This window comes from Paenibacillus sp. FSL H8-0034, assembly GCF_038000305.1.
Lineage (GTDB): Bacteria > Bacillota > Bacilli > Paenibacillales > NBRC-103111 > Paenibacillus_S.
The window spans coordinates 5,875,016-5,889,395 of record NZ_JBBOBS010000001.1 but is presented as its reverse complement, the minus strand read 5'-3'; the positions used below and the strand labels follow the sequence as shown (position 1 = coordinate 5,889,395).

The 14,380-nt window shown below is 45.3% G+C and carries 16 protein-coding genes and 1 tRNA gene; 11 read left to right on the top strand and 6 right to left on the bottom strand.

Annotation, left to right across the window (positions count from 1 at the left end; genetic code table 11):
* Window positions 1-51: 51 nt before the first annotated feature.
* Window positions 52-264, top strand: a complete 213-nt coding sequence (locus tag NST47_RS26580; RefSeq protein ID WP_341157823.1) for a helix-turn-helix domain-containing protein — start codon at window positions 52-54, stop codon at window positions 262-264.
* 140 nt (window positions 265-404) lie between these two features.
* Window positions 405-887, top strand: a complete 483-nt coding sequence (locus tag NST47_RS26575; RefSeq protein WP_341157822.1) for a hypothetical protein — start codon at window positions 405-407, stop codon at window positions 885-887.
* A gap of 59 nt (window positions 888-946) precedes the next feature.
* Here NST47_RS26575 and NST47_RS26570 read toward each other — a convergent pair whose 3' ends face one another.
* Window positions 947-2,116, bottom strand: coding sequence for a GGDEF domain-containing protein (locus tag NST47_RS26570; RefSeq protein WP_341157821.1), 1,170 nt, complete (start codon window positions 2,114-2,116; stop codon window positions 947-949).
* Window positions 2,117-2,276: 160 nt separating this feature from the next.
* On the opposite strand from NST47_RS26570, the gene NST47_RS26565 reads away from it, so the two are divergent.
* On the top strand, window positions 2,277-3,407 hold the full coding sequence (locus tag NST47_RS26565; protein ID WP_341157820.1) for a glycosyltransferase family 4 protein: 1,131 nt from the start codon (window positions 2,277-2,279) through the stop codon (window positions 3,405-3,407).
* A gap of 107 nt (window positions 3,408-3,514) precedes the next feature.
* On the opposite strand, the gene NST47_RS26560 is transcribed toward NST47_RS26565, so the two are convergent.
* Complete coding sequence (locus NST47_RS26560; protein ID WP_341157819.1) at window positions 3,515-4,465, bottom strand: DMT family transporter; 951 nt, start codon at window positions 4,463-4,465, stop codon at window positions 3,515-3,517.
* A gap of 743 nt (window positions 4,466-5,208) precedes the next feature.
* A complete protein-coding gene (locus NST47_RS26555) occupies window positions 5,209-6,255 on the bottom strand; it encodes a YkvI family membrane protein (protein WP_341157818.1) in 1,047 nt (348 codons plus the stop codon).
* Window positions 6,256-6,332: 77 nt separating this feature from the next.
* Between NST47_RS26555 and NST47_RS26550 the strand changes: the two genes are divergently transcribed.
* Window positions 6,333-7,049, top strand: a complete 717-nt coding sequence (locus NST47_RS26550) for a DedA family protein (protein WP_341157817.1) — start codon at window positions 6,333-6,335, stop codon at window positions 7,047-7,049.
* A gap of 52 nt (window positions 7,050-7,101) precedes the next feature.
* Here NST47_RS26550 and NST47_RS26545 read toward each other — a convergent pair whose 3' ends face one another.
* The gene (locus NST47_RS26545) at window positions 7,102-7,833 is read right to left on the bottom strand and encodes a DUF4309 domain-containing protein (protein WP_341157816.1); all 732 of its coding nucleotides are present in this window, start codon (window positions 7,831-7,833) and stop codon (window positions 7,102-7,104) included.
* A 257-nt stretch (window positions 7,834-8,090) separates the two neighbouring features.
* Here NST47_RS26545 and NST47_RS26540 point away from each other — a divergent pair, with 257 nt between their 5' ends.
* Together NST47_RS26540 and NST47_RS26535 are read left to right on the top strand one after the other, a co-directional pair.
* Window positions 8,091-8,663 carry a xanthine phosphoribosyltransferase gene (locus NST47_RS26540; protein ID WP_341157815.1) on the top strand — a complete coding sequence of 191 codons (573 nt, stop codon included), beginning with the start codon at window positions 8,091-8,093 and terminating at the stop codon, window positions 8,661-8,663.
* Window positions 8,664-8,763: 100 nt separating this feature from the next.
* Complete coding sequence (locus tag NST47_RS26535; protein ID WP_076229236.1) at window positions 8,764-9,087, top strand: hypothetical protein; 324 nt, start codon at window positions 8,764-8,766, stop codon at window positions 9,085-9,087.
* 79 nt (window positions 9,088-9,166) lie between these two features.
* Here NST47_RS26535 and NST47_RS26530 read toward each other — a convergent pair whose 3' ends face one another.
* Complete coding sequence (locus NST47_RS26530) at window positions 9,167-9,484, bottom strand: hypothetical protein (RefSeq protein ID WP_076229237.1); 318 nt, start codon at window positions 9,482-9,484, stop codon at window positions 9,167-9,169.
* A gap of 110 nt (window positions 9,485-9,594) precedes the next feature.
* Here NST47_RS26530 and NST47_RS26525 point away from each other — a divergent pair, with 110 nt between their 5' ends.
* On the top strand, window positions 9,595-9,810 hold the full coding sequence (locus NST47_RS26525; RefSeq protein WP_341157814.1) for a hypothetical protein: 216 nt from the start codon (window positions 9,595-9,597) through the stop codon (window positions 9,808-9,810).
* A gap of 3 nt (window positions 9,811-9,813) precedes the next feature.
* Here the strand turns inward: NST47_RS26525 and NST47_RS26520 are convergent, their stop codons facing one another.
* On the bottom strand, window positions 9,814-10,035 hold the full coding sequence (locus NST47_RS26520) for a hypothetical protein (RefSeq protein WP_076229239.1): 222 nt from the start codon (window positions 10,033-10,035) through the stop codon (window positions 9,814-9,816).
* A 328-nt stretch (window positions 10,036-10,363) separates the two neighbouring features.
* On the opposite strand from NST47_RS26520, the gene NST47_RS26515 reads away from it, so the two are divergent.
* The 4 genes from NST47_RS26515 (at window position 10,364) to argS (ending at window position 14,281) form a co-directional block, all read left to right on the top strand.
* Window positions 10,364-10,448 (top strand) — tRNA-Leu (locus tag NST47_RS26515).
* A gap of 269 nt (window positions 10,449-10,717) precedes the next feature.
* Window positions 10,718-10,909, top strand: coding sequence for a protein YhfH (gene yhfH / locus NST47_RS26510; RefSeq protein WP_341157813.1), 192 nt, complete (start codon window positions 10,718-10,720; stop codon window positions 10,907-10,909).
* A 127-nt stretch (window positions 10,910-11,036) separates the two neighbouring features.
* Window positions 11,037-12,374, top strand: coding sequence for a DRTGG domain-containing protein (locus tag NST47_RS26505; RefSeq protein ID WP_341157812.1), 1,338 nt, complete (start codon window positions 11,037-11,039; stop codon window positions 12,372-12,374).
* 185 nt (window positions 12,375-12,559) lie between these two features.
* Window positions 12,560-14,281: an arginine--tRNA ligase gene (argS, locus tag NST47_RS26500; RefSeq protein ID WP_341157811.1), complete on the top strand. Its 1,722-nt coding sequence runs from the start codon at window positions 12,560-12,562 to the stop codon at window positions 14,279-14,281.
* Window positions 14,282-14,380: the final 99 nt, after the last annotated feature.

Here is a 14,380-nt window from a genome sequence, read left to right as displayed (position 1 = left end):
TTAATGATAAAATGGGGAATAGAAGGAAAAGAGGGGAGTAACTGCTTACAGATGAAAAGAATTCGAACCAATACGGACGCTTTTGTGAGAGCCCGGGTATTCAAAGGCTTGTCCCAACGGGAGCTGGCCAAGCAGTCGGGTCTGAGCCCTTCTTATATAAGTCTTTTGGAGCGTTCTGTGAAGTCAGTTGGTCCCGGTACGGCCAAGAAGCTTAGTGAGCTGCTGGAGCAGCCGCTGGATGCATTGTTTGTCATTGAACAGTAAATCAGTGAGTTGGCATGGTGAAGCGGCTGGTGGAATTCGCATCCCTAATTAAATTGCGTTATAATAGGTACGAGGTTTGAAACAAATAGCCTCAGGGAATCCTATTCCTGACAACTTAGAAGAAAGGGAGGAGATATTCTTTGCGCCAACTTATTATCCTAGTCGCTGCTTTGACCATCATCCTTTCCGGATGCACCAAAGACACGACGCCACAAGCAGCACAACCAGGAGAGGTTACGACACCTACGACACCAGTGCCTGCACCGTCACCGGCTCCTACAACGACGACACCAGCGCCAAGCACAACGACTCCACCTGCTGCAGGTACAACAACACCTCCGGCTACCACTCCACCAGCTGCCACGCCAGCGGCACCTGAGGTTCCAAGACCAGATGGGGCAAAGGAGCAGCCAACTGCAACATTAAGTCAACTAGAAAAAATTGAATTTGGAATGACATATGATGAGGCAGCTAAAGTCATGGGTCAAATGGGGAAATTGATTAGCGAATCGCAGGACGATGGCGGCGTTAACAAAATACAAACCTATGAGTATAAGACTAATGAAGGAACCTCTATTAAAGTAACGTTCCGTAACGGCAAGGTGTCCAGTAAATCCGGATAATTGTAAATAACAAAAGGGCGAAGGTGCATGAGCATGCATCCTCGCCTATTTGTTTGTTGTCAGGCGTAAGCGATCACTTTGTTTTTACCGGTCGTTTTGGCCTTATACATCGCCTCATCCGCTTGCTTGATGAGCTCGTCAGCACCGATGCCCTTACTGTAACAGCTAAAGCCCACACTCACGGTTACGATCGTCTCAGCTTCCACGCGCGCACGGATTTTTTCAGCTATTTCAGACGTCTCTGCTTTGTCGCCTATGACCATCACCACAATTTCTTCACCGCCATAACGGCCGCAAATTCCATCGGGTTCAGCAACCTCCTTGGCGATCTGAGCCACCTGCTTGAGCACCTGATCGCCCATATGGTGCCCCTTGGTATCGTTCAGCTTTTTGAAGTTATCGATATCACTGAAAATGACGGATACCTTAATATGCTGCTCCAGATGCTGGTTGACACGATTGTAATAAAATTTGCGATTATAAAGTCCCGTCAATCCATCACGGATCGAAGAATTATAAATCGCCTGCATCATTTCAATAATGCGTTCGAAAATAAACAGGAACAGCACAATATGAAAGGCCATAGGAAACAACTGCTCAAGCTTGATGAGAACCCCCTGGTTCCCGTTAAACAAATACTTGTTCGTCATATAAATCATATGTGAGCAAAAGTAAAGCGTCAGCATAAGCTGGAACTTGCCATTTTGCCCAATTCGTGGATTAACGAGCATAAAGCTGACAAAAATGATCACGAACATGAATAGTTCCAGACCGAGCGGCTGAAGCTGTTTTATCTGTTCTGGACTGCCTTCAAAGCTGCCGGGAATATACCAGTAAGTAGCTGCAACAAGCGCCATGATGCCGCAGATGACTCCAATGATGATTCTTTCCTTGGTCTTTGTAGGATTGTAAAGCTGAAAAATGCCGATATTGACCATTAAAAAAGCCGATGCTTTCAAAATAAGCGCAATGAATACCGCTGTCTCATTCGGAGTCGGATATAATTGAAACTGAATCAGCTGCGCATACTGGGCGATCAGAATAACTAAAGACAGCATCATGGAAAAATAGCCGATTTTTCTGCGATTGACCAGCAACCGAAAGGAAACAAGCAAGGTCAACAGCAGGATAACGACAATAATCGTGTAAGAAATGATGGTTCCCAAAGTCCCAATCCACAAATCTGATAAATTTAGCGTATTCATTCGTGATATAAGCCTCGCATTCATGGAGAGATATCCTTTATTATAGAAACATACATTCGTTTTGGTCAACATTCTTCTTTTCACGAATACGCTTGTAGTGGTCATACATACCTGATACGATATCATTGATGCAGGCATATGTCATAAAATTTAAAATAAAGATGTGATACTACGGAGGGCACTCATGAATATATTACAAGCGTTATTTTTTCCGCCAGAGCAGCCGGGTGGCGTATCTTCCATGATTCCTTTCATTCTGGACCGGTTTAACAAGCGTGGTTGGGAGATGGAGCTCTTTTCACTTCCGAAGCGGGTGCGAGGCAAGGGAACTGAGCCGGTAAAATTTGCAACCTTCGATTGGGAAATGTATGCGGGCAATCCGATTGTCGATAAATATATTCAAACCTATAAGGATTATGTATGGTGGACGAAGCTTCGGATTACCAAAACCTATGATGTGATTCATGCTCACCATCCTATTGTAGGGCTCGTGATGAAGCAGCTGTATCCGGACACTCCGGTCATTATGACGGTGCATTCCAGTTATGAGAAGGAGCTTATCCTTAATGGCAAAATAGAGCCAAATGGAGTTGAGCATGCGTTCCTGACCTCGATCTACTGTGAGCTGGAAGATAGGGTGGATCAACTGCTCACCGTGTCGAATTCCTTCAAGCAGTATCTGGGTGAATTTGTACAGGAACCTGAGCGCATAGGTGTCATACCTAACGGATTTGACGAAAAACGGTTTCGTCCGGTTCCTCATGAAAACAAAATCCCCCAGCTGATTACAGTATGCCGTTTAGTTCCGGCCAAAGGCATTGATATATTGCTGCTTGCCTGTGCAGAACTGAAAAAGAGCGGGCAAGCTTTTGTTCTGCATCTTATTGGTGATGGCCCGATTCGACCTGAGCTTGAACAGATGGCCATTGAATTGAATATTTACGAGGAAATTATTTTTTATGGCTATATGCTGCATCCCGAGGACTTTATGCCATTTTTTGACGTGTTCGTCCTGCCCTCCCGTGCGGAGTCCTTCGGTTCGGTTTTTGCCGAGGCTGCGCTGTGCGGGCTTGCCTTAATCGGGACCGATGTTGGCGGTATTCCTGAGCAAATCAATCACGGGCAAAATGGTCTGCTTGTACCTGTCGACGATGTGGCTGCACTAGCGAATGCTCTGGAAAAGGTGACAGGTGATCCAACCTACCGCTACAATCTAAGCCGTATCGCATGGGATAAAGCCAAAAATACGTATTCCATGTCTCGTGTGGTTCAACAGCTGAAGACGGTATACAGAAGCTACCGAAAAGAAGAATAGTCGCCTATTATCGGCACAACAAATAAACTGCCATCTCCAGGATGCAGTTTATTTGTCGTGCCGATAACGTTAGCTCTGGATAAATGAATTCACTGTCCCTTGCGCCTTTAGCCAGCAAGACGCAGCACGATAATGCCGATAAAAGCGAGAGACAGGCCGCATGTCTCCAATGGACTAAAACGTTCCTTAAGTCCGAATCGAGCGTATAACAATACGAGAATGACATTCATCGCAATTACTGCAGATACAAGTCCGGTTACCCCCAGCTTAAAGGCAGGCATGACCAGCATCATGCCGGATATATTGGTCAGGCCAATGACAAGGCCCCACAATAAGGTTTTGGCTGTGCTCCACAAGACCGGAACCTTCATGTCCTCTACTGCTTGTCTGGCGCGCAAGGCAGCTGTCTGGTCCTTGCCTGAAGGATTCGTTTCAACAGCCGCCGCCGTTTCTCTCTGGATAACCGACAGCTTTCGCTTGTTAAGCAACCATGCAACACCGAACAGGATCGTACCTGTTACATACATGGCGGTCAGGGTGGGCAGAATTTCTGCGCCAAGCAGGGTAGCTTGCTTGGAGGATAAATCGGTTAACCCGAAGCCAAGCATGGCTAGAGCTCCCCAGCCAGCGCCTTTGAGATTTTTCCACGAAATATCATTGGAATAGCGGATTAATAACAGACCAAAAACGATAACAACAAAGGAGAGCGATTGCCAAAGACTCAGCTTTTCCCCCCAGATCAGGTAGGCTGCTATCACGACTACAACGGGTGGGAGTCCGGTAAACATAGCGACCAGCGATGCTTTGCCCACGGCAAAGCCGCGGTACATGGAGGCATTGGATATAAAGGAGAACAAGCCCATCAGGACGCCCACCCAAGCTCCTAATGACCCAGGCTGCCCGACGATCAGGTTAGCGGTGAATGCGATGATCGATCCGGACAAATAAACGCCCAGCAGCAGTAAATTACGGTCAATGGGCCGCTGCGATGTCCATTGATACAAAATGCCTCTTAAACCAAAGCAGACCGCTGAAGCGGCTGCAAACACAAACCACATGACACAACGCTCCTCATAAAATGAAAACTTTCTCATAAACTGATTGCTTTTTTAGGTGTAACTAAATACTATAGTATATAGGAATTCGAACGGGGGCGCAATGATGGAGCCGAAGCAGCAGAGAGAAAGGGAAATCACCTACCATATTGGCTGGAAACGAGGAGTTATTACTTCGTATACAAGGCATGCGGTTGAGCCAGCAGCGGAAATACCGTGGGTGCACCGCTTTAATAGAGCATTTGTGTGGGGTCACGCCGGCACATACCCAATGGGGATCATGCTGGCGCTATTATGGATATTTCCAATTTTAACTTTTACTTGCACCTTATGGCTTATACATGTATTATCTATGCAGTCACAGTGAATGAAGATAGAGAGGTGTTTAGGGAATGAACCAGACATTGGCCATAATAGCCGGGTTGATTGGGCTATTGGTTACCGGATCTGCGGTGCTGATGGCTTGGCTCACCATGAATCAACTTCAGGAAAGACGCAAGCAAGAGACGGCAAATGGCAAACTTCTGGATGGCAGCTTTCGGCATTTACTGAGGTGGACTTATTTTGATTACGCTTTAATTGGCGTTTTTACGATTGGAAGCTTGTTTCTTTTAGCTGATGTGCTGGCTGTGATTCGTGATGCCCAGAGCTACCCTTTGTACCATTATGGATATCTGGTATGCGGCTTTGTATTCATGCTTTTTGGGATGCTGTTTATGGTGCTGAGGTTATCCCTTGTCCTCTCATTAGTTCGTGTGGAATCCACGTTTTCTGGGCCAGATCAGCATGAACATCCAGACAAGGCTGAACAGCCCGAAGAGCGGATACAAGGTGGCGAGGAGCGATTTAAACCCAAACTGACTGATTATATAGGTAAATAATAATAGAGACAGCACGATCCATACGCGTGAAATTTGGAAATGCTGCTCCATTTGTTTGGTTATACCAAACAAATCAGCAATATAGGTAGTGAAGATTTCACCGTAGATGACACATGCAAAAAGCAGCTGCCATACCCACCCTATACTGGAAATGAGCTGTCCCATCGGTATATCGAATTGAGCAATGCCAGGCATTTGAGCTGATAAGGCGAAGTGACCAGCCAAGAGCATCAGTCCGATGATCAGTCCTCCCGTTACTCCCCCCCAATATAGCGTATGACGATCCTTAATTTGGCCGCCGAGAGGGACGAGCACTCCCTGTGCCATCGATAGATTAAAAGCAGCGTACAGCAGGGGAGAAAGGCCGGTTTGACCGAGGCTGAAGTCAGAGGTAAGCTCCAGCCAGTTACCAGAGCCGGGCAAGCTCCAAGTGTGCCAAACCACCATTCCGATAAAACAGAGCATAAGCGGTACGACGACAGAGTTGACGGCCATAATGGCTTGCATACCTTTAGTCAAAATCAAATAGGATAAACACAACGTAATGAACAACCCCCACTGATAAGGCAAATGGAATTGTTCTTCAAACACCGAGCCGGCACCCGCAAGCATGACAGAGGAGACGCCCAGCATCGTAAAAAGTGTAAACAGATTGGTCCACCTGCCGATAGAACGCCCGAATAAGAAGGTATTCATATCCTCATAGGAACGGGCTTTAAGGTCATGTGCAAGCAGCATCAGCTTGATCCCGAGCGCAACAAACAATAAAGTAGACAGGCAGATACTTAGGGTAGCAGGCCAACCGTATCTGGTGAAAAACTGCAATATTTCCTGCCCCGTTGCAAATCCGGCACCCACAACTGTACCGGCGTAAGTAAAACCAACTTGTATGATGCGTCCAAGCTTTCTCATGCAATGATGTCCACCCTTCATACAGCTTGTTCTATGCAGAACAGTACAAGGTATGAATGACCGGATGATATCATGACATGAATTTGGGTAATTGGCGCACTTCTGTTAAAATAGATGATGTCCACTTGATTATGAATGCCAATTTATTCGTTATACCATATCTTATGCTGGAGCGTGTCCTGGTGCTGGATGAAATCTTACTACTAATTGAAAGTTATGGGTATATCGCTCTATTTGGTTTACTGGCTGTTGGGATTGTGGGTATACCTATTCCTGATGAAATTCTTATGACGACTGTGGGTTCTTTGACTACGATTGACGGGCCGCTTTCTTTTGGAAAATCACTTTTGGCCAGCTTTGCGGGTACGATGGTTGGAATGATAGTCAGCTACTACTTGGGAAATACAGTTGGCAAGCCCTTTTTATATAAATACGGAAAATGGGTGAAGTTGACGCCTGAGAGGCTGGATCTTGTCGAAAGCTGGTTTAAAAAATACGGTCTGTGGACGGTTGTGTTCGGTTACTATATACCGGGTATAAGGCACTTTACCTGCTATTGGGCAGGTGTAAGTGGTGTGAAATTATGGCGTTATCTGTTGTTTGCCGGATGCGGAGCGCTCATATGGTGTATGACATTTTTGACCTTGGGGCATTTTATTGGAGTGAACGCTCCGAAAATTATGGGGGTTGTTCATCATTATTTGGGGATTACCGGTATTGTCATTGCTGTTGTAGTCATTGTGGGGCTAATTATTTATTGGCGTGTCCGGAAAACCAAATCTCTCACCAAGTAACATAAAGAAAAAGCCTAGACCGGAGAAATCCGATTAAGGCTTTTTCTTTGTGTTACTCCTGAAGGGTGAACAACTTGATCGAGTTCACTTTATCGGTTTTGGGATCAATATCAAGCTTGAGAACGGCACCTGTCGACTTGTAGGTCAAGACAAAGCTAGTATTGGTATCGGGCTTGCCTAAAGCTTCAAAGACCTGGCTTGTGGATTGCCCTAATTTCAGCCCATTCAATCCAGGATTGATTTCGGCGCTGCGAATGTCGATGAAGGTTAGTTGATTCTTTTTGTTAAATCCGACTAGAAAGTCCTTGTAATCAAGCACAGTTATCGGATCCGTATCTTCATCCATCACGAATTGCTCAGTGGGCTTGCCATAACGAGTCGTGACACCTTCCTTCGAGCTATTCAAGGTTAATCCGAGCAGCGTCGGCTTTGCCTGATTGTAGGGGTCACGAATGTCGATCTTAGGCTTAGCAGGTGCAGGTTTGACCTCGCTAACCGAGGGTTCCGACTTGACCGCAGGCTCCACGCTTGCCAAGGATACTTTGTCACTGGCGGCGTTGGCCGCTGCAGGAGGCGCAGCAGGTGCTGGTTCGTCAATAGCCGCAGGCGACGATGGAGAAGTAGGTGTAGGCTCTGCAAGTGTTAAGGGCTGAGGTGTCATATCCTGCGTACCGGGTTGATGCTGATGAGCGGACTCGGATGTCGGATAGGTGCAGCCTGATAATAGTAAGATGAGGACGATAGTAGCTGGCGACAAGGTATGTAATTTGGATTTCGTTGTCATCTGCATCCTGCCTTCCATTAAAATGTAAAACCAATCTAATCATACTCTGTACAGGGGACCAGAACAAAGCGTAAATTTGACCAATTCCAGACAATTTGGAAAAAAACAGCTGTTTTGTGGCACTATATACTGTATCTGACGTATTACCCCCTCAGAAAGTTTCGAAACTTACAAAAGTTTATTGATGTGGGACTTGAAACGCGGAATATCATTATGATAAGTTAACGAGTAAGGATTTTTCGGATGGAGGATATGAGATGGAATTATTAAAGCAGCGTATAAGAGAGGTTGGCCAAGTTCTTTCCAATGAAGTGATCAAGCTGGATGCCATATTGAATCATGCGGTGGACCCTGTGCTCACAACAGCGATGGGTAAGGAATTTGCCACTATATTTGCCGAAGAGGGTGTAACGAAAATATTGACGATTGAATCGTCAGGAATTCCCATTGCTTTTGCGGCAGCACAGATTTTGAATGTACCTATGGTGTTTGCCCGTCGTAAAAAACCGGTCAGCTCAGATACGACCGAAATTTACAGTGAGCGTGTTCCGTCTTTTACCAAAGGCTTTGTTACCGATATTATGGTAGCTCGCGAGTTTTTATCTGCAGAGGATCGTATCCTGTTGATCGATGATTTTATTGCGAATGGAGACGCGGCGAGAGGGCTTATCCGTATTATTCGCAGATCAGGAGCCCATTTGGTAGGGGTAGGTATTGCTGTTGAGAAAACGTTCCAGGCTGGCGGACGAACAATCAGGGAGTCGGGAATCAGAGTTGAATCGTTGGTAAGCATCTCTTCAATGGAGAATGGAAATATTATTTTCGAATAATTTTCGTGTGGGGATGAATAATTTTCAAAGTTGGAAAGCCTTCCATCTGAACGCATTTTCATTTATAATACTATTATGCATAAGAGAGGAGGCATTTGCTATGGGGAATGAAATTCCAAACGATTTTTTCATGACCAAGTTAAGCGAAGCGAAAATTCACTTTGAACGTGCCCTCGATTGTAAACATACAGAATTTGATGATCTGTATCCCTATATGATTGAACATCCTCAATTTTTTTGGTACAAAAGATATGTGGCATGGTCCGAGCTGTTGACCATCGTGAAGTTGTGCAATGAGCTTGGGGTAGAGTGGCAGCAGAATTTTTCCGAACAGCAAGTTGATTACATCAGCAAGCGCGTAATGTCAAGCAAGGTATTGGATTACTGGTTTGAAACCAATGATTCCAAAGAACATGTCAGCTAATCGTATTTGGGTACGATCCATAGTAGGGAAACCTATTCTCCTTGGTGGGAATAGGTTTTTTGTTGTATCAGCATACTGGTTATTGTAGAGGCAGAATGTTCATGTTCTTGATATGGGCTTTGGTTTCATCTGTACCGAGCTCATACAGCTTGCTGTAGATTTGAGAGAGATAATAATCAGCCGCGTCATTTTCTTTGTCATTATGGTACAACCGGATTGGGATGTGTGCCCTGAAAAAGGTATCGTCCTGTGCGTCCTCAGATTCTTCGAATAGCTCTTGCAGTTGGTCGATCTCCTCTTCGGTGGCCAATATCTCAAAATCAAAATTACCGATAGTTTCTTGTGGTTCTAATATCTCGCTGGAGCCGACGGTTACGTAGTAGTTTTTTTTATCCAAGTCAACATTCTCCTTTGATGGGTTCATGTAGCGCAGCGTGTCCTGTTTATTGTGTGCTCGGATTGGTGTATTCTATACTTAGTGACGGATGTAAGGGAGGTATACAAATCATGATTAGTGAAGAGCAGTTGGATCAATACCGTATAGACGGCACAAAGCTTCGCGTGGTCAGGGATGCTGATCCGAAAAATGATGTTCGGGGGATCGTGGTCGCCTGGGATGACGAAACAGTGGCCATCCGTAAGCAGAATCGTAATGTTGTGAAGCTGAACCGCAAATATCACTATCAGCCCTACACAGAGGAGCGCTATAACGAATGGGTATAAGCTTTAGTTCTTAAAGGACCCGATAATAAACAGCACACCCAACGCGGCAAGCATGCCGATAAAAATGAGCAAAATTCCGCTAATAAAGGCAAAGGCACCTGGTATTAGCAAGCTAACTACCAAAGTAATACCGATCACCCATAACAAGCTGTGAAACGACATCCGAATAAAGCCCCATATAAATAAAGCAGCAGTAATGCCGATCATCAGCTGAAGCAGTACCATATATATTCGCCCCCTTCTTGACTATTATATGGAGCCTGTATGCAAACATGATGAATGTGTCATACGAATTTAAAAGCCTGCATAGGATACATCAACAATGTATGGAAAGCGGTATGACGCTCTATATGGAAACAGGGAGGTGGGGGGCATGTCGGACAATGGCTCAGCATTAAAAGGAACCATATTCGGACTTTTGTTCACGCTTCCTATCTGGATTGTTGCTGGATGGTTAGTGTGGATTTGGTGTAAATGAACCTGTTTACAAAAAAATTAAAAACAACGTTGACATCAGTAAAAGATCGTGATATATTATCTCTTGTCGCTACAAGCGGTCATGGCGGAATTGGCAGACGCGCACGGTTCAGGTCCGTGTGGGCTAACCCCCCGTGGAGGTTCGAGTCCTCTTGACCGCATCATATGTACTGAAAAACCTTCAATTCATTTTGAAGGTTTTTTTGTTGTTTCAATGTGCATTACCTTCGCTTGATTCATATCCGATATGTATATAAAAAGGCAGACGAATGAGTAAATTCGATCTGCCTTTTTATATTGTTATACAACAAAAAAATATATGTAAAACAGTATTGTACAGTTGGAGTTTTTGTTATACAATAAAAAAATAAATTATAAACTGTATTAATACAGAATTGGCTTGTAGGATCAATAACTAATTATTAGGGAGATGGGATGGATGTTGGTTAATTCAAGCACGTTTTATGAATCGCTTCCTGATAAATGCTGCTCGAAATGCGGGGAGAAGCTGGAAGAGCTCGCTGACTGTTATTACACCGTTTGTTATGCGTGCACTGAAACTACCTTTTATCCATTATCACCGGTATATTTGACACTTAATTATCCAGCAGTGAAGGAATAATGTAGAGACGGTTATGATTAATATTTAGGGCAGTTCTTTTCCGAATGGGGAAAGGAACTGTTTTTTTGTGCTGTTATCGTATAATATAAAAACAGAGTGATACAGCGGCAGCGTGGGGTGAAAAAGCATGAGCGAGGATAATCAGGAGTTTCTCACTAAACATCAACAAATTGTTCAATATATAGAAGAATTAAGTGTTGGCACGCGCATTTCGGTTAGAAAGGTCGCTCAAACGCTTGAAGTAAGCGAGGGAACTGCCTATCGGGCTATTAAAGAAGCGGAAAGCTTAGGTATCGTCAGCACGAAGGATCGGATTGGCACGGTTCGCGTGGAGAAAAAAGAGTATTTGAAGATCGATAAACTGACGTTTGCCGAGGTCGTGAATATTGTCGATGGTGAAGTCATTGGTGGAACCAAGGGATTGCATAAATCGTTACATAAGTTCGTCATTGGAGCGATGCAGCTTGAAGCGATGAAGCGCTACATCGATCCGGATAATTTGTTGATTGTCGGTAACCGAACGCAGGCTCATGTGTATGCATTGGGGCAGGGGGCAGGCGTGCTGATTACGGGGGGGTTCCATCCCTTGGATGAAGCCAAAGAGCTGGCAGATGAGCTGGAGCTTCCTATCATCGTTACGAGTTATGATACCTTTACAGTGGCTACGATGATTAATCGGGCCATTGACGATAGAATGATTAAAAAGAAAATCATGCTGGTTCAAGACATACTCAGAACGGATCCAGATACTCCAGTGTATGTCCTCCATGCCAAAGATAAGGTATCGCATGTGCAGCAATTGATAGAAGAATCAGGACATACGCGTTTCCCGGTAGTCGACGAGCAATATAGACCTATCGGGATGATTACGACGAGAGACGTCTGGGGCTCAGAGCCCGATCAAACGGTCGATCAATTCATGACTAAAAATCCGCTGACGATCGAGTCTCAAGCCTCTGTTGCTTATGTCAGCCATACGATGGTGTGGGAAGGGATAGAACTGCTGCCAGTAGTCGGAAAAGACCGTCGAATGATTGGTGTCATCAGCCGCAAGGATGTGTTAAAGGCGCTTCAGTTTGCACAGACGCAGCCGCAAAACGGGGAAACCTTTGAAGATCAGCTCTGGTCCAGTGTGGAAAAAATGCGTGACAAGAACGGACATTTGTTCTATCGCCGAACGATATCCGCACAAATGACCAATCATGTCGGTATGGTATCAGAAGGATTGATGACAACCTTGATGAGTCAGGCTGCCATGCGTATAGTTAAAGAAGAGAAGAGGGGAAACCTGATATTGGACAGCTCATCGAACTTTTTTCTGCTGCCCATACCCATCGATAGTGTGATCGACCTGGTTCCTAACATTATTGAGCTTAGTCGAAGATACTGCAAGATCGAGGTTGAAATCTACTGTGAAGGATCCCGTATGGCCAAATCGATGTTCACTGCTCGTTTGGCTGATTAAGGCTTAAAGGGTTCTTGTTACTTTGCTGCTTGACTCGATTTTTGCGGATAGCTATAATGTTCATAGACAATTAACGGTATTTTGGGACTGAAGTCTAACAAGCACCCCGTCCCGGGGTGCTTTATTGCATACAAGGCAGTTTCATCATTGGACAAGCAGTTGTTGTAGAGAGGGGCATATCATTCATGGATTATAAGCATTTGTTAGCAACACAATTAGGACCACAATTAGAGGGCGTAGATGAAGCGACGATCATGGAACTGATCGAATACCCACCGAATCCGCAAATGGGGGATTTGTCGATGCCATGCTTCAAGTTCAGCAAGCTGCTGCGCAGAGCGCCGCAAGCGATCGCTGAGGAGCTGGCAGCAAGCTGGAAGCAGCATCCGGCTGTTCAGCGGGTAGAAGCGGTTGCAGGGTACTTCAATGTATTTTTACAGCCTGGGCACCTGGCATCCAGCGTAATTGGTGAGATTTTGGAGCAGCAGGATCGCTACGGTTCGCAAAATATCGGACAGGGCCGTAATATCGTCATCGATTTTTCATCGCCTAATATTGCGAAGACGTTTCATATTGGACATCTGCGTTCGACGATGATCGGCAATGCAATCTACAAGATTCACGAATTTCTTGGGTTTCATTGTGTGGGAATTAATCATTTGGGTGATTGGGGTACGCAGTTCGGCAAGCTGATTGTGGCGTACAAGCTATGGGGAGAACAGGCTACCGTTGAAGCAGAAGGCATTGGAGAGCTTCAGCGTTTGTACATCAAGTTCCATGATGAAGCAGAGCAAAATCCAGAGCTGGAAAATGAAGCGCGTCTGTGCTTTGTTCGATTAGAGCAGGGTGACGAGGAAGCAATTAAGCTGTGGAAATGGTTTGTAGAGATCAGTCTTAAGGAATTCGAAAAAATGTATGAGCTGCTCGGCGTGAAGTTTGATGCGTACACGGGCGAAAGCTTTTATAATGATAAAATGGCTGCTATTGTTGAGGAGCTGAAGGCTAAGAACCTGCTTGAAGAGGATGAAGGCGCGCAATTGGTGCGTTTGGACGACTACAATATGCCACCGGCCTTGATGATCAAAAAAGATGGCGGTACCTTGTATCATACTCGTGATGTGACCGCGGCTGTCTATCGCCAGGCCACCTATGATTTTGAAAAATGTATTTATGTGACTGACGCCGGGCAAAGTCTTCACTTCCAGCAGTGGTTCAAGGTTATCGAGCTGATGGGCTACGATTGGCATAATCGTCTTGTGCATGTGCCTTTCGGCAAGGTTAGTCTTGAAGGTGCGAAGCTCTCTACGCGTAAGGGCAATGTGATTCGACTGGAAGAGCTGCTTACGCAGGCTATTGAAAAAACAAGTGAAATCATTGAGCAAAAGAACCCGGATCTGGACAATAAAGCTGCGATTGCCCAGGAAGTAGGCGTGGGTGCCATTATTTTTAGCGATTTAAGTAATAACCGGATCAAGGATATTGTCTTCTCATGGGAGGAAGCATTGAATTTTGAGGGTGAGACAGGACCCTATGTCCAGTATACCCATGCCAGAGCGAGCAGTGTGCTGCGCAAAGCTGGCGAGCGAGCAGCTGGCGAGGAGCTTCCAATGAAGCTGGAGAATCATGCTGCCGACGTGCTGGTTAACGCCTCCGAGCAAGCTTTGTTGAAACAGCTGTATGTATTCAAGGAACGTCTGGAGCAAGCGGCGCAGAAGCTGGAGCCTTCAGTGGTCAGTCGTTATTTGGTTGATTTGGCGCAAAGCTTTAACCGATTCTACCATGATAGCCCGATACTGATTGAGGATGCAGCGCTTCGACAAGCAAGATTGGCTTTGGTCAGATGTACGCAAATTACGATTCGCAACGGGCTAACTTTAATTGGGTTGAAAGCACCGGAAAAAATGTAATTCAGTCCGCTGTAATGAAAAAGTAGATGGATACATGTGTTGGCGAGAGCCTGCAGAGGGATAAGATGATGAAGTAAACGTCATTGTCACTCCTTGCAG

What these genes read in the sequence shown, in the direction of transcription:
- NST47_RS26580 (WP_341157823.1), top strand. Translation starts at nt 52, where the DNA reads ATGAAAAGAATTCGAACCAATACGGACGCTTTTGTGAGAGCCCGGGTA.
- NST47_RS26570 (WP_341157821.1), bottom strand. Translation starts at nt 2,116, where the DNA reads ATGAATGCGAGGCTTATATCACGAATGAATACGCTAAATTTATCAGAT.
- NST47_RS26565 (WP_341157820.1), top strand. Translation starts at nt 2,277, where the DNA reads ATGAATATATTACAAGCGTTATTTTTTCCGCCAGAGCAGCCGGGTGGC.
- NST47_RS26560 (WP_341157819.1), bottom strand. Translation starts at nt 4,465, where the DNA reads ATGTGGTTTGTGTTTGCAGCCGCTTCAGCGGTCTGCTTTGGTTTAAGA.
- NST47_RS26555 (WP_341157818.1), bottom strand. Translation starts at nt 6,255, where the DNA reads ATGAGAAAGCTTGGACGCATCATACAAGTTGGTTTTACTTACGCCGGT.
- NST47_RS26550 (WP_341157817.1), top strand. Translation starts at nt 6,333, where the DNA reads ATGAATTTGGGTAATTGGCGCACTTCTGTTAAAATAGATGATGTCCAC.
- NST47_RS26545 (WP_341157816.1), bottom strand. Translation starts at nt 7,833, where the DNA reads ATGACAACGAAATCCAAATTACATACCTTGTCGCCAGCTACTATCGTC.
- NST47_RS26540 (WP_341157815.1), top strand. Translation starts at nt 8,091, where the DNA reads ATGGAATTATTAAAGCAGCGTATAAGAGAGGTTGGCCAAGTTCTTTCC.
- NST47_RS26535 (WP_076229236.1), top strand. Translation starts at nt 8,764, where the DNA reads ATGGGGAATGAAATTCCAAACGATTTTTTCATGACCAAGTTAAGCGAA.
- NST47_RS26525 (WP_341157814.1), top strand. Translation starts at nt 9,595, where the DNA reads ATGATTAGTGAAGAGCAGTTGGATCAATACCGTATAGACGGCACAAAG.
- NST47_RS26520 (WP_076229239.1), bottom strand. Translation starts at nt 10,035, where the DNA reads ATGGTACTGCTTCAGCTGATGATCGGCATTACTGCTGCTTTATTTATA.
- yhfH (WP_341157813.1), top strand. Translation starts at nt 10,718, where the DNA reads ATGGGATGGATGTTGGTTAATTCAAGCACGTTTTATGAATCGCTTCCT.
- NST47_RS26505 (WP_341157812.1), top strand. Translation starts at nt 11,037, where the DNA reads ATGAGCGAGGATAATCAGGAGTTTCTCACTAAACATCAACAAATTGTT.
- argS (WP_341157811.1), top strand. Translation starts at nt 12,560, where the DNA reads ATGGATTATAAGCATTTGTTAGCAACACAATTAGGACCACAATTAGAG.